Source organism: Paenibacillus tyrphae (assembly GCF_024158745.1).
GTDB classification, from domain to species: domain Bacteria; phylum Bacillota; class Bacilli; order Paenibacillales; family NBRC-103111; genus Paenibacillus_G; species Paenibacillus_G tyrfis_A.
Genome location: NZ_JAMZAW010000032.1, coordinates 1 through 12,796 on the forward strand (window position 1 = coordinate 1; position 12,796 = coordinate 12,796).

The following is a 12,796-nucleotide window of genomic DNA, read 5'->3' on the forward strand; positions in this document are numbered from 1 at the left end:
AGTAAAAATATAATCACCATGAAAAAAGGATATGTTCTCCACAAGTCCTTAACATAGGCTTGATAAGCTATGTTTAGCTTGGAAGGAACGCGGTAACAGGGTGTACATAAATAGAAAATTCAACCCATTCATTATCAAACGAAGGAGGAGTGATTAACAAATGAAAATGAAGCTAGTTTCATTCGTAATACTTTGTGCAATTCTATTTGTTCCAACTATTGCCTCTGCTGAAGTGACCAGCGGTACTGTCGGATACGGATTAACCGCCGGGCGACTCTGGGCCACGATGGATGCGGTAGTGGGGCTGATCAGCGCGGTCATCGGTGGGCTGTCTCTGGCCCGCTCCACTGGTCGCTTCGGAACCGGCTCCGGGCGACGCGGAGCCATCGTGGCCGGGGTGATGGCGCTGATCGTCATAGTCTACGCTGGGCTACATCTGGCCAACTTCACCGGTGGTTTCGGCACCGGCAGTGGGCGAGCCGGGGCCATCGTGGCCATCGTGATGGGGCTGACCGGCATGGTCCTCGCTGGGCTAACTCTTGCCCGCTCCCGCCGCGCCGGCTGACCCGACTATGGTGTCGGGTTCTGCACAGTTATTGCTTACGGACGAGTGTTCTGACAGTTGGAACGTCTACGCCAGAAAAGAGAATCTAGGAGGAGAAGAATACCCCCTATCAAAGCACATCCTGCACTCGGTTTTGCCCTTTGCAGCGAGGTGACTCGAATCTTCTTGTGAATGCCAAAAATGGTCAAGGTAGAGCCGCTCAAGCCATGCCGGATGGGCGAAAACCGGAACCCGGCGGCTGGAATCGGATTCAAATCGAGGTCGATGACCTGGGCGGCTTTGTCGAGACCCTACGTAAAGTAGGCCTACGCTTCCGAAATGATATTGTCACAGGTTTTGGTGGTAAGCAGATCTTACTAGATGACCCAGCAGGTAATCCTATCAAACTCTTCGAGCCTCCAAGCAAATGATGGAAAGAACATTATCTCTGTAAAGGCCGTGTAAATCGCGGCTTTTTTTAATATATAAGAAATTATAAGTTTGAGGGGTTCCCCTTTAAAAACAAAAGCATATTTCTATCCAGTACGGAAAAAAAATATGCTTTAGCTTTTTGTATGGAGCCGAACCGTGGCTTTGCAAATCCACAATTCGCCGCCGCATGATGATTGGGATGTTCGGGGAAGCGGCTTACACGACACTAAATCGAATAATTTGCTATATTTACTACAGTAATGAAGAAGGAGAATCAAAAACATAATAATAGATTTACGGAAATTAAAAATTAGGAGGAGAACATGGGCAGATTAGTTCATTTTGAAATTCATGTAGATTACATGGAGCGTGCTAAGAAGTTCTATGGAGAGATATTTGGATGGAAACGAGGCATAGCGCAGCAACCCCGCAACCCGTAAGGTATCGTCTTTTATTTCACCGAAATCGAACGGTGAAAGAATTTTTAGATAGCGCTCGGAATATAAAGCATTGCCGTCTCAGCCCTTTGATTACAGCCGGCAAGCATTTGGGCGTACTTGGATTGAAATCATGGAAAAGTACGATGATTTTTCGTTTGTTTTTGCTACCGCGCAGAACGTTGCGAATCATAGCTTCCGTGGTAGGACGGGGGACTTCGGAGTCACCGGACTCGACATTCCAATCAAAGTATCGGTATCCTCTTCTTGTCATTACCTGGTTAACCTTGATCATCTTGGACCTATTCCCGTACTTCGGATTCACCGCATTTAGGGAACCCCCGGGAAACCGAAAAATCTTCGGTTTTACATGTACGTAGCGATGCAGTACAGACTCCAACTTGCGGAAATCCTTTAGAAATGCTGGTATGGAGCTGTAAATGACCCGATAATTATGAGAAAACGTATGGTTGCCAATGGCATGGCCTTCCCGGACCATTCTTTTATACATGCGTATTCCATTAAAGGTACGATTGCCGAGGACAAAAAAGGTTGCCTTTACCCGATGATTCCGCAGCTGATCCAGGATTGCTTTCGTATAGCGCGAAGGACCATCATCAAACGTCAGATAAGCTATTTTAATAAACCTGTCCTCCTAAGAATCGCTAACATGCGTTTTGCCCGATTCGTGTAATTATGCCTATCAACTGTGCGTCTCCCCTGTCTGCGGATTCGTTCTCGAGCTAAAGGATGCTTTAGATAATAATTAACTAACCGCACAGTATCGGCAGGCGAGGCAGACACTGCAAAATCGCGTCCGGGTTTACCAATCCGTCTTACCCCCGGCGTGTCGATGGTAAGAAAAAAAACGCCTGAACCTAATATTTCATATGTTCGTTGGATCACCATAAGGCTATCGAACGATCCTTTGGAGAAAGGCTCTTCCGAAAATTATTGACGGATTAAGAACCAAAGGATTTCGGTTCGTCACGATATCCGCACTAATATCCGGGCGATCCATTAAATGATTATTTCCGGTTAGCTTTAGGACGGAGATTAGATAATAGTTCATTTACGGTTACTAATGCGTAACCTTTCTTTTTTATTCCTTTAAGAATAATGGGTAAAGCTTTTAACGTCTGGGTCCAAGGGTCGCATCCGTGGAGCAATACGATCGCGCCTGGATGTATATGAGGAATCACTCGCTGAACGATTTTTTTGACATTCTTGTATTTCCAGTCTAACGAATCCGTATCCCAATGGACAATCGTTTGCTTCATACTCAGCAGCTTCTTGATCACTCGCGAATCGAGGTCACCGCTTGGCGTGCGAATCATATTGGTCTTGATACCGGTTGCGTTGAAAATAGCCCGCTTTGCAGCTTTCACTTCCCGCTCAATCCAAACATTCGAATGAGTCGTATAGTCCTCATGACGATGGCCATGAGAAGCAATTTCATAACCCATCCTTTGAATTCGCTTGGCAATGCCCGGATTGAGCCGCACCCATTCTCCAGTAAGAAAAAATGTCGCTTTTTTTACACCCTTTCTTCTCAATAATGAAAGCAATTGGACAGGAACCAGATAACCGAAAGCAATATTGAAAGTTAATGCGAGGATCCGTTTACGCGTCGGCACATTGTAGATAACGCGATTTATCTCCATGGACGATTCTTCTCTTTCTTTCATAGTCATTTTAGAATTCTTCTTTTCTTTAGCTCAAGTATCATCCGAATTGCACGATACTTGTAAGTATGCTTGGCCACAGCGTACTGTCCGGCTTTACGAATTCGTTCCCTTTTGTCAGGGTGTTTCAGATAATACCGGACAAGCCGTACCGTTTCTTCCGGAAACCTCGAGACAACAAGATGTTCTCCAGGCTTAAAAAGCCGGCGTATCTCCGGTGTATCACTTGTAAGCAAGGATCTCAAGCCGGTAACCTCCTGTTGTTACAGTTCACAGTCATTGCCCGTACGCAATAAGCCTTGATCATAAAATAGCATATGCGTACAGAATACAAAGGAAAGTTGTCCGTTCGCTGCAGACGATGCCTAAATTCGGGCAGCAACAAAATAGGCCGGGCTCTCAGAGACCCGGCTTTATGCTAATATGTTCAACTAACAATTTTTTAGGGTTTTTAAAAGTCGAATCCCTCCCCATTCCCTGAACAGCCTTTGCGTTTTTATTATAATCTCCCCTCGGGAAGGTATGTGTCCATTCCCCCTTCCTGACTTCGGGAAAACTAAATAGAGTACATTTCCACGGTTCCCTGTTCCGCCAGTTCTCGGATTTGAGTTGATGCCCAGCGCTCTAGCTAATGCAATGGATCCTTCGCCAATACTTTGATTAATATCCGCATTCTTATCCGCGTAAACGGCAAAAGCCAATCTTCCATTCTTCATGTTATACACAACGGCCATGTCTCCTAAAACTGCACCAAAGCTTCTCTTTTGAGGTAAAACGATATAGGGGATTTTTTCCGCATTCACGTAAGCGGTTGGATTGGTAAAATGCTTGTTAAAATCACTTAGAGCTGTTTGGGAAACAAAATAGCCTGGGGCGGGATTTGTTCTTTTTTGTATGACCGGCTTTCCCCAGGGCTTATCGTTGTGTGTGACAATCCCTACCCAATGTCCGGGTCTGCCCGCGTTGCGCAAATCGTCGAGCCCTGTATTTTGGGGATTGTAGGCGCGGGGAGAACCATCCGCATCAATGTCCATGATGCTGCAATAAAAAAATGCAGGAGGTTTATGCCCGGGAATCGTATAAATGGATACCTTTTTATTATATCGGTTAACAACGACACCGATTTTACGTAACTTAACAGCGTTAGTGCCTAATTTCCTTCTTATATAGACCACCCCATCCGTTTAAGACCTTCATTACCCATTATATTTTTATTTAGGAAACAAGGTTCCTGTAAATTCTCAAATTTTGAAGTAAAACATTGAGGGGTTCTATGGAGCTAAAAAACTTTTTTAGCTCCCCCAGGATTATAACAACTAAGGTAGTGATTTTTATTTGTGGATTTGGCATATGGAGACGAGGGGATTTGAACCCCTGTCCGATGATAACGCCACAAGAGCTTCTACGAGTGTAGCTACAGTTTTAAAGTCACCCGAGCAACGCCCCGTAACCGGCTCTACGTTGGGTCAGCCTGGTTGTCTTCTTCAGCTCACCGCAGACGGAGACTAGACAGCGTATCCTACTATAGGTTGAGCCCCTATCCTGCCACATGGGCGATGGAAGGTAGAAGCACTCCAGCAGTTTCTTAGGCTGCTAAAAGAGCAGGTTGTTCAGTTCTTTCTCTCGGTCCGTGTTCGCGATTTGAGAGCCGCTAAGCACCAGAACATCAAGAAAAACCGAGGTCAATCCGTTCGACATCGAAAGGGAAGGCGCTGCGTCTTCTTGGGCTTCAGGCATGGAAATCACATTTCCCACGAGCGTCCCCCCTTCTTTTCACGACATTCCCCGCGGAACAATTCTAGTCCTATAACTGCATGCCAAATCTTTTTAATTCGATAAAAATACCTTCCAACCGTCTTCCTTTTTCCGTCAACGTATATTCGACGCGCGGTGGAACTTCCGGATATACCGTTCTTTCCAGCACGCCATGGTCTTCCAATTCTTTCAGACGGAGCGAAAGCGTTTTCGGACTAATGCCATCCATCGATTTCAGCAGGTCGCTGAATCGCATCGTCCCTTCGATCAGCAGATCGCGAATAATTAAAAAGGTCCATTTCGTCCCGATCACATCCAGCGTCTTGGCAATGGGACAAGGCACACCAGGCGTTCCTTTGGTCAGAATGACCGTTTCAAGCTCACTCATCCAAGCACCCTCCCAACTTTTTTCGCTTAATTATTCCCATTGTATCACATAAATATACTTTCGGAAACTATATGAATTAAATATCACTACTTCCGAAAATGAATCTACTACATATATAATATCGTTGTGAGCCGATCATTCCACCCTACCTGAGGAGGTGAACAACATGTCTACGGAAATTCAGCGAAGCAAGCCGCCCTTGGCGCTCGTCGCCCTCTTGATCAGCGCGTTCGCCATCGGCACGACGGAGTTCGTCATTATGGGCATCCTTCCGGAGGTTGCGGCCGATCTGCAGGTCACGTTAAGCGCCGCAGGCTTGCTCGTTACCGGCTATGCGCTGGGCGTCGCCATCGGCGGTCCGGTGATTACCGCCTTTACCGGGCGGCTGCCGCGCAAGTCGCTGCTGTTCGGCCTGATGCTCATCTTCGTCGCCGGCAATCTGATGGCCGCAGTCGCCCCTAGCTATTCGGTTCTGATGATCGCCCGCATCCTGGCTTCCTTTGCGCACGGCACGTTTTTCGGCGTCGGCTCGATCGTGGCGACACGTCTCGTTCCCCGCGAAAAACAAGCGAGCGCAATCGCCATGATGTTTGCCGGACTCACGCTCGCCAACATTCTCGGCGTCCCCTTCGGCACCTTCGTCGGGCAAATGTGGGGATGGCGCTCCACCTTTTGGATTGTGACGGCGCTCGGGATCATCTCTCTCGTCGGGATTGGCGGACTCGTCCCGCGCATCGCACAAGAAGCCGTCACGGGTTTCCGTCAAGAAATTCGCGTTCTTCGCAACAAACAGGTAGGGCTTGCCTTATTGATGACGGTTCTGGGGTTTGGCGGAGTATTCACGGCCTTTACGTACATCGCCCCGATCCTGACCGACATCACGGGATTCGGAGCCGGCGCGGTTACGCCGATCCTGCTTGTGTTCGGAATCGGAATGACCATCGGCAATACCGTCGGGGGCAAGCTGTCCGATTGGAAGCTGATGCCCTCGCTTGCCGGGATGCTGGCGCTCTTGACGGCCGTGCTGGCCCTGTTTACGCTGACCAGTTCCTTCAAAATCGCCACCGTGGTCACCGTGTTCGTCTGGGGCTTCGCGTCCTTCACCATCGTGCCTGCGTTCCAAATGCGGGTGCTTCAGAAAGCAAAGGGCTCGCCGAACATCGCTTCGGCTTTGAACATCAGCTCTTTTAATCTGGCCAATGCTGGCGGAGCTTACTTGGGAGGCTGGGTCATCGACAACGGCCCCGGGCTTCACGCTTTACCCTGGGTAGCCGCCATCGTAACTGCTGCCGGACTCTTGGTTACACTGGCCAGCTGGTCGTTGGACCGGCAGGATGCCGAGTTATCTTCACAAGCCGGGCATGGCCGCACGTTAAACACATAAAAGGAGATGGAGACAAAATGAAAATTCTTATCATTAACGGTCATCAAAAATATCGTTCGGCGGAGGGGAAATTGAATCAAACCTTGGTCGATCGCATGGTGAGCACGTTGAGCGAAAATAACGAGGTCCAAACGACGATTATTCAAAACGGCTACAACATCGAAGAAGAGCAGCAAAAATTTATTTGGGCCGACGTGATCGTTTACCAGACGCCTGTATACTGGTTTAGCGTTCCCGGACTCCTGAAAACCTATATGGACGAAGTGTACGCTTACGGATTATTTTTCAAGGGCGCCGAACAGTACGGCAGAGGCGGTTTGTTAACCGGCAAAAAATATATGCTCTCGACGACTTGGAACGCTCCGAAAGAAGCGTTCAACGACCCGACGCAGTTTTTTAGAGGAGCGGGCCTGGAAGAAGCGTTAAGCCATTTGCACCGGGCACAGGAGTTTCTCGGATTGCAGCCTTTAAAAAGCTTCGCCTGCTACGATGTCATCAAAAATCCGAAGATCGATACGTTCACGGCCGAGCTCGACGCCCATCTGAAATCGGTATTAAATCAATAATTCGCTTACCCAAAAAGGAGGACATCTCATGTTGCAAAATCAAAAAGTGATCATTATCGGCGGCAGCTCCGGAATCGGTCTGGAAACCGCGAAACAGGCGATTGCACTCGGCGCGGAAGTAATCATAGCCAGCCGCTCGGAGCATAAACTGCAAAGCGCCAAAGAGCAGCTCGGACCGAAGGCTGCGGCTTATACGCTGGATACGACGGACGAAGGACAGGTGCAGGCATTTTTTGAAAAAGTCGGAGCGTTCGAACATCTTGTCGTCAGCGCCGCGGAAACTTCGGGCGGGCCGTTCCTTCAAACCGATACGGCGCAATCCCGCAAATTGTTCGAAAACAAATTCTGGGGTCAATACTATGCGGCCAAATACGGCGCGCCGCACATCTCGAAGAACGGTTCGATTACCCTGTTCTCCGGCGTGGTCGCCTACAAAGCGATGGTCGGCTCATCCGCCCTTGGCGCGGTCAACGCGGCGGTCTCGAATCTGGGCCAGACGCTAGCGCTGGAGCTTGCTCCGATCCGGGTCAATATCGTATCCCCGGGGATCATCGATACGCCTTCGCGCAGCAAAATGCCGGAGGATGCGCGCAATCAATTTTACGAAACCGTGGCCGGCAAGCTCCCGGTCAAACGGGTTGGCAAAGCGGAAGATGTCGCACAAAGCGTGCTCTATCTGATCCAAAACGGTTTCGTGACCGGCACCGTTATGCATGTGGAAGGCGGGCATATTTTGACTTAAGCTTATGTGGGGGAAGGGCCAGGCTTCTCCTAGCCCGGTGAGCTTGGTGAGAAAGTGATTACTTAAGGTAGTAGAGGCGTACGAGGGGGTGGGGTATCTCTATTTTTGTAAAAACACACTTTCTCAACACTCCGGCCGGGCTTCTCCTAGCCCGGCATTTTTGTTAGTATCGCTTTAGATGCAACGGTAAAGTGCGTGCGGTAATATTTGGAAATAAATACAACGCTACTTACCTTTAAAAAACTTGTTTAACCCCCACGGCATAAACATTTGTCAAAATGGCGGAAACGACCTCACCCATTATCATATGCACCTCATTCCAAGATACGAAGGCGACGGATTTTCCTGGAGCGAACCATTGCAACCACATGGTGCCGAAAAACGTTTGGGCCAGACTAAGGAAAAGATTTTACGGGCGTTGAACACAGCCTTGTAAAAAAAGGCCTCGAACCTGACAGGATACGAAAGGTTCAAGGCCTACATTATCGTGCTTCGTTCATTTTGTCCCTCTCCCCAAGCTTCCTGACGGCATTCAATTCGCCGCCGACAGCTTAAACCACACGCTCTTATAATCGCCATCAAGCGGTAGAATTGGCAGCCCGATTTGCATAAGGCGGTCTCCGAGATAATGGTCTTCCAAGCCGCTGACCCGGTAATCGAATTCCGCATGCAATCCCTTTAGCCGTAATCGGCGCAAGGGCCGTTAGACACCGCCTACACTTGGAATTAAAATACCACCTCCCTCCGGTCCTCCGAAACGAGCATGCCGTCTCATTGCCGCTGAACGGGCTTTTCAGGCGATACAAGTCGCCGTTTTGGATCAGCACTTCGCCACCATCGTTGCACGGTCGTGATCGATACCGACTTTAAGCAGCGTGCCGTAAGTGCTGTTGCTCGCATCCTTAGATTAAATGAGGTAACCAGATCAAGCTGATCAACCTCTCCACATGCATCTTCCTAAGCTTTTTTAAAGGCATGAGTTCTCTTCTTTCTTTACCGCCAATATTTGAATACAAGTCAGAACCAGCATCAGGGCAAGGAATGCAATACCAATGGTAATATTTCCAGTTGCATCGTTTAACAAACCGATAACATAAGGTCCAACAAATCCGCCGAAGTTCCCGACCGAATTTATTATTCCAATTCCTACTACAGCCGCTTGAGCTGAAACCGTAGCCGATGTAAAGGCCCAGTAGGGACCCGAGAAGCTGTATAGACCAGCAGTAGTTAAACAAATCATACTCACGGAAACAAAAAGATTCGGAGAGAACAGTAGTCCTATTAAACCGATGGCGCCCAGCAATGGTCCAAATGCAGCATGATATTTACGTTCCCCAGTACGATCGGAATGAATCCCCATCAATACCATCGCAATGGCCCCGCAAAGGTACGGGAGCATGGTTATAACCCCAACTTGAGAGTTTGTAAATACATCTGACAAAGATTTTATAATTCGCGGCATCCAGAAACTAATTCCATAAAGCCCTACAACGAAAGTCAGATTCGTTAAAGCAAATCTCCATACAACTCGGTCTCTAAAGACAGCCTTAATAGATAAGCCTTTTTCATTCGCTTTATTATTTTCTTCTTGACGTATGGCATGAGTTAACCATTCTTTTTGTTCATTGGTAAGCCATTTCGCCTTTTCGGGCGTATCTGTCAAGTAGAAAAATGTAAGGATGCCCAGAACAATCGCCGGGATTCCTGCAAGGATAAACAGCCAGCGCCATCCCGGGAGTCCTGCCCAATGGATATTTTCTACGATCCAGATCGAGACGGGAGCTCCAAATGCATTTGCAAGCGGAGGGGCTGTCATAATGAGGGCAACCACTTTTGCACGTTCTTTTGATCTAAACCAAAAGGTGATATAAAGGATAATTCCAGGGAAAAAACCTGCTTCCGCAATGCCGAGAAGAAAACGAAGCATATAAAGGTGCGTTACGCTGTCTGCCCATGCTGTAATCATCGTTACGATTCCCCAGGTTAACAGGATGCGGCCTATCCATTTTCTTGCTCCAAACCGTTTTAACAGCAAATTGCTTGGAATTTCAAACAGAATATATCCAAGAAAGAAAATGCCTGAAATGAAACCAAACATACTGGCTGATATATTTAACGCCTTATCCATACCGCCCATGGAGGAATAAGTTATGCTTACCCGGTCTAGAAAGGCGATCATGTAGCCAATAAACAGATAGGGAATCAGCCTTATGGAGATTTTCTTGATGGTCGTTTGTTCCATCCTTACCTTGTCCATTGTAACTCCTCCTTCAAACAAACGAATGTTTAAATTGTACTTGCTTTCATGTAAAATCATAAATGATAACCGGTGAAGGGTGATTATTCATGCAGAACTCCGTAAGGGACAACCAATTGCGTATGCTCTGGAGCTCAAGAATCGACTATTCCGAGAACAGTGGCGTAAAACCTCATTCCCATGCCGACCTCTACCAGCTTCTACTCATCATCAGTGGAAGCGGGACGGTTCAATTTGGTAATCAGCACCTTCCGATTACATCCAATCAATACATTTTGCTCCCGCAAACGATAGAACATGGATTCCAATTTTCAGAAGACACGACCACATTAGATTTTAAATTTCAGATATTATGCAAAGAGTTCAGAGAGCTTGTAAGCGATTGCAATTTAATGGAACCTGTTGACATCAGCAATCTCGATCAATTCAAACAAGTTTTTAAGCTGTCCATCGCTTACCAGAAAACAAAAGATTCATTGCTGCGGTATCGAATTGATGTAGGGTTCAAAGCTGCCTTCCTATTCCTTTTACATGCACAGCAGTCGGCTAAAAAAAACCAACGCATACCGGAAACATCCGAAGTCGTTTCGGATTCAGCTATCGTTCAATTTTTACGCGAGCATATCCATACGAAAATAACTTTGGCGGAAATTGCTCGTCATTTCGGATTCCACCCGCATTATTTCATTAATTTGTGTCATAAAGAGCTGGGCCTGTCGCCCATGCATTATTTACAACAATTAAGACTGGAAAAAGCAAGGGAATATCTGGAATTTACGAATATGTCCATTGATGAAATTGCAGATACCCTTTCCTTAAGCACCCCTTATTTTTCAAGATTGTTTCGTGAACGCGAGGGCCTGCCGCCTTCTCAATACCGGGAGCAGACCCGCACGCTAGTTGATAAGGACATCATATTGGAACAAGATTTTTCTGTAGAAATGCAGCCTAGACGAAACAACTAACCGTATTACTTTAAATACACCTTTATCCTTTCAATCAGAGAAAGATATGCGGCTGTGTTTATCATTTTCATGTTATCCGTGTTATTGTCAAAAGCTCTTCCCCAGTCGTTTCCGGTTTTGTACTTGGGCACTAAATGAGCATGCAAATGCGATACCAGATCGCCATAAATGGCATAGTTCATTTTGTCCGGAGAGAACGCTTGTTGTATGGCATAAGCGCATTTCGAGACATCCTCCATGAATTGTTGTCTGATGGAAGGTTCCAGATAAAACAATTCGGTTTGATGATCGTTTAACGCGATAATGCATCTGCCGGGATTGGTTTGGTCTTTGGACAAATATAGAGTGGAAACAGGAAACCGGCTCACCTCAATCATTAAGGCATCGAGTTTCGCATCCTTGGTACAATAGAAGCAATCTTTAGGCATGATGTTCACCGTCAGACTGGCAATCAATCATTACATGTATCGTATCCCCCTTATGTTGATTCCTTATGGCAAAAGCCTCATCGATACGCTCAAGAGGAAAAATATGGGTTATGGTTTCTTTCGTGTTAACCAATCCGTCCATAACCAACCGGAGGCCTTCTTCAAATAGCCGTCGATTATCGATATCCCGCTTTGGTTCTGTGGAGAAGATATCCAGACGCTTTTTGTGAATTTTAAAGAAATCGATTGGTTCATGACACGTACCAATACAACCATACATGATAATACGGCCATTTTGGGCTGCGGCATTTATCGCATCTACCATGCCTGAACCCTCAAGCAAACAAGGTATCACGACATCAAAACCGTCCGGAAAATCCTTTCCTACGATATCCATCGTTTTACTGTCTTTGCTCGGCAGCTTATAGGTGTGGGTGGCTCCGTATTTTTTGGCCAATTCAAGCTTTTCATCGAACAAGTCCGTTACCGCCAAGTTGCGTGGGCTGAATAAGCTGATCACTTGTGTCATGGCTAATCCGCTTACACCTTGACCCATAATCAGTACATTTTTACTTGGCGAAATCTGGGCAATCTCCGCCGTGTGGATTAACGGCGGAAGTACTTCAATTAAAGATCCTTCGATTAACGGAAATTCCTTAGGCAAAACTTTGACGGAAAAAGGATCGCAACAAACGTATTCGGCAAAAGCACCCCATACATATCGCAGCGTGACATGATCGCCGACCTTTAAGCCGATCACATGCTCCCCGACTTTATCGATTATTCCTGCCACTTCATGGCCCAGTCGAGTTGGGTAAGTTATAAATTCAGGTTCACGGGCTCCGCGGAAAACCTCGACATCGCTTCCGCAAATCCCAACCCATTTCACTTTGACGCGCACCTCGTTATCCTTCGGGTCCGGAATTAACGCACGCTTGATCATAATTTTTCCAATATCCTCCATAACGGCACACATTTGTGTTCCTTCCCCATCGTAGTCCACTAATTCCATTGGTGGAACCGTCATTTTCCTTACCATTTCCATCCATCCCCTTCTACATTTCGTGTTTGCCTACGTAACAAGTGTATTTCATGAAACCGCAATCATAAATGATCAGAATACTCGACTATTTAACCAAAATTCATGTCTTTAAATGGATATGAATATCGGTTAAATAAAAATGTATTCCCGATATAGAGGTTTAAATGGGAG

General features: G+C 46.8%; 16 protein-coding genes, 1 other RNA gene and 1 pseudogene. 7 read left to right on the forward strand and 11 right to left on the reverse strand.

Annotated elements, in window-relative coordinates:
* Positions 1-160: 160 nt before the first annotated feature.
* The 3 genes and pseudogenes from NI000_RS32060 to NI000_RS32070 form a co-directional block, all read left to right on the forward strand.
* Positions 161-565 carry a DUF6223 family protein gene (locus NI000_RS32060; RefSeq protein ID WP_253415392.1) on the forward strand — a complete coding sequence of 135 codons (405 nt, stop codon included), beginning with the start codon at positions 161-163 and terminating at the stop codon, positions 563-565.
* 167 nt (positions 566-732) lie between these two features.
* Positions 733-975: a VOC family protein gene (locus tag NI000_RS32065; protein WP_253415393.1), complete on the forward strand. Its 243-nt coding sequence runs from the start codon at positions 733-735 to the stop codon at positions 973-975.
* 324 nt (positions 976-1,299) lie between these two features.
* A pseudogene (locus NI000_RS32070) lies at positions 1,300-1,380 on the forward strand (VOC family protein); the annotation flags it as partial.
* A gap of 52 nt (positions 1,381-1,432) precedes the next feature.
* On the opposite strand, the gene NI000_RS37240 reads toward NI000_RS32070, so the two are convergent.
* The 7 genes from NI000_RS37240 to NI000_RS32095 all read right to left on the reverse strand — a co-directional run bounded on the left by NI000_RS37240 (position 1,433) and on the right by NI000_RS32095 (position 5,241).
* The gene (locus tag NI000_RS37240; protein WP_375541027.1) at positions 1,433-2,056 is read right to left on the reverse strand and encodes a polysaccharide deacetylase family protein; all 624 of its coding nucleotides are present in this window, start codon (positions 2,054-2,056) and stop codon (positions 1,433-1,435) included.
* Complete coding sequence (locus tag NI000_RS37245; RefSeq protein WP_375541025.1) at positions 2,047-2,322, reverse strand: glycosyltransferase family protein; 276 nt, start codon at positions 2,320-2,322, stop codon at positions 2,047-2,049. Before NI000_RS37245 ends, NI000_RS37240 begins: the two co-directional genes overlap by 10 nt.
* Before the next feature lie 119 nt (positions 2,323-2,441).
* The gene (locus NI000_RS32080; RefSeq protein ID WP_253415395.1) at positions 2,442-3,107 is read right to left on the reverse strand and encodes a polysaccharide deacetylase family protein; all 666 of its coding nucleotides are present in this window, start codon (positions 3,105-3,107) and stop codon (positions 2,442-2,444) included.
* Positions 3,104-3,343 (reverse strand): glycosyltransferase family protein, encoded by a 240-nt coding sequence (locus NI000_RS37250; RefSeq protein WP_375541026.1) that lies wholly within the window; start codon positions 3,341-3,343, stop codon positions 3,104-3,106. Before NI000_RS37250 ends, NI000_RS32080 begins: the two co-directional genes overlap by 4 nt.
* A 186-nt stretch (positions 3,344-3,529) precedes the next feature.
* Positions 3,530-4,132, reverse strand: a complete 603-nt coding sequence (locus tag NI000_RS32085) for a glycoside hydrolase family 75 protein (RefSeq protein WP_253415396.1) — start codon at positions 4,130-4,132, stop codon at positions 3,530-3,532.
* Positions 4,133-4,446: 314 nt separating this feature from the next.
* Positions 4,447-4,794, reverse strand: a transfer-messenger RNA (tmRNA) gene (gene ssrA, locus NI000_RS37350).
* Positions 4,795-4,902: 108 nt separating this feature from the next.
* Positions 4,903-5,241 (reverse strand): winged helix-turn-helix transcriptional regulator, encoded by a 339-nt coding sequence (locus NI000_RS32095; protein WP_253415397.1) that lies wholly within the window; start codon positions 5,239-5,241, stop codon positions 4,903-4,905.
* Positions 5,242-5,407: 166 nt separating this feature from the next.
* Here NI000_RS32095 and NI000_RS32100 point away from each other — a divergent pair, with 166 nt between their 5' ends.
* The 3 genes from NI000_RS32100 to NI000_RS32110 are packed head-to-tail and all read left to right on the forward strand — an operon-like array spanning position 5,408 to position 7,933.
* Positions 5,408-6,625: an MFS transporter gene (locus NI000_RS32100; RefSeq protein WP_253415398.1), complete on the forward strand. Its 1,218-nt coding sequence runs from the start codon at positions 5,408-5,410 to the stop codon at positions 6,623-6,625.
* A 17-nt stretch (positions 6,626-6,642) separates the two neighbouring features.
* Positions 6,643-7,191 (forward strand): NAD(P)H-dependent oxidoreductase, encoded by a 549-nt coding sequence (locus tag NI000_RS32105; protein ID WP_253415399.1) that lies wholly within the window; start codon positions 6,643-6,645, stop codon positions 7,189-7,191.
* A 28-nt stretch (positions 7,192-7,219) separates the two neighbouring features.
* On the forward strand, positions 7,220-7,933 hold the full coding sequence (locus tag NI000_RS32110) for an SDR family oxidoreductase (protein ID WP_253415400.1): 714 nt from the start codon (positions 7,220-7,222) through the stop codon (positions 7,931-7,933).
* Positions 7,934-8,465: 532 nt separating this feature from the next.
* Here NI000_RS32110 and NI000_RS32115 read toward each other — a convergent pair.
* Together NI000_RS32115 and NI000_RS32120 are read right to left on the reverse strand one after the other, a co-directional pair.
* Positions 8,466-8,630, reverse strand: coding sequence for a GH36 C-terminal domain-containing protein (locus tag NI000_RS32115; RefSeq protein ID WP_253415401.1), 165 nt, complete (start codon positions 8,628-8,630; stop codon positions 8,466-8,468).
* A 270-nt stretch (positions 8,631-8,900) separates the two neighbouring features.
* The gene (locus NI000_RS32120; RefSeq protein WP_253415402.1) at positions 8,901-10,190 is read right to left on the reverse strand and encodes an MFS transporter; all 1,290 of its coding nucleotides are present in this window, start codon (positions 10,188-10,190) and stop codon (positions 8,901-8,903) included.
* A gap of 89 nt (positions 10,191-10,279) precedes the next feature.
* Between NI000_RS32120 and NI000_RS32125 the strand changes: the two genes are divergently transcribed.
* The gene (locus NI000_RS32125; RefSeq protein ID WP_253415403.1) at positions 10,280-11,155 is read left to right on the forward strand and encodes an AraC family transcriptional regulator; all 876 of its coding nucleotides are present in this window, start codon (positions 10,280-10,282) and stop codon (positions 11,153-11,155) included.
* A 5-nt stretch (positions 11,156-11,160) separates the two neighbouring features.
* Here NI000_RS32125 and NI000_RS32130 read toward each other — a convergent pair whose 3' ends face one another.
* Positions 11,161-11,610 (reverse strand): HIT family protein, encoded by a 450-nt coding sequence (locus tag NI000_RS32130; protein WP_253415404.1) that lies wholly within the window; start codon positions 11,608-11,610, stop codon positions 11,161-11,163.
* Positions 11,576-12,595: a zinc-dependent alcohol dehydrogenase gene (locus NI000_RS32135; protein ID WP_253415405.1), complete on the reverse strand. Its 1,020-nt coding sequence runs from the start codon at positions 12,593-12,595 to the stop codon at positions 11,576-11,578. The genes NI000_RS32130 and NI000_RS32135 overlap by 35 nt, the downstream gene beginning before the upstream one ends.
* Positions 12,596-12,796 lie beyond the last annotated feature (201 nt).

Excerpts from the sequence above, each read along its gene's own strand:
- NI000_RS32060 (WP_253415392.1), top strand. The coding sequence starts at position 161 with ATGAAAATGAAGCTAGTTTCATTCGTAATACTTTGTGCAATTCTATTT.
- NI000_RS37245 (WP_375541025.1), bottom strand. The coding sequence starts at position 2,322 with ATGGTGATCCAACGAACATATGAAATATTAGGTTCAGGCGTTTTTTTT.
- NI000_RS32080 (WP_253415395.1), bottom strand. The coding sequence starts at position 3,107 with ATGACTATGAAAGAAAGAGAAGAATCGTCCATGGAGATAAATCGCGTT.
- NI000_RS32085 (WP_253415396.1), bottom strand. The coding sequence starts at position 4,132 with ATGGACATTGATGCGGATGGTTCTCCCCGCGCCTACAATCCCCAAAAT.
- NI000_RS32095 (WP_253415397.1), bottom strand. The coding sequence starts at position 5,241 with ATGAGTGAGCTTGAAACGGTCATTCTGACCAAAGGAACGCCTGGTGTG.
- NI000_RS32100 (WP_253415398.1), top strand. The coding sequence starts at position 5,408 with ATGTCTACGGAAATTCAGCGAAGCAAGCCGCCCTTGGCGCTCGTCGCC.
- NI000_RS32105 (WP_253415399.1), top strand. The coding sequence starts at position 6,643 with ATGAAAATTCTTATCATTAACGGTCATCAAAAATATCGTTCGGCGGAG.
- NI000_RS32110 (WP_253415400.1), top strand. The coding sequence starts at position 7,220 with ATGTTGCAAAATCAAAAAGTGATCATTATCGGCGGCAGCTCCGGAATC.
- NI000_RS32120 (WP_253415402.1), bottom strand. The coding sequence starts at position 10,190 with ATGGACAAGGTAAGGATGGAACAAACGACCATCAAGAAAATCTCCATA.
- NI000_RS32125 (WP_253415403.1), top strand. The coding sequence starts at position 10,280 with ATGCAGAACTCCGTAAGGGACAACCAATTGCGTATGCTCTGGAGCTCA.
- NI000_RS32135 (WP_253415405.1), bottom strand. The coding sequence starts at position 12,595 with ATGGAATTAGTGGACTACGATGGGGAAGGAACACAAATGTGTGCCGTT.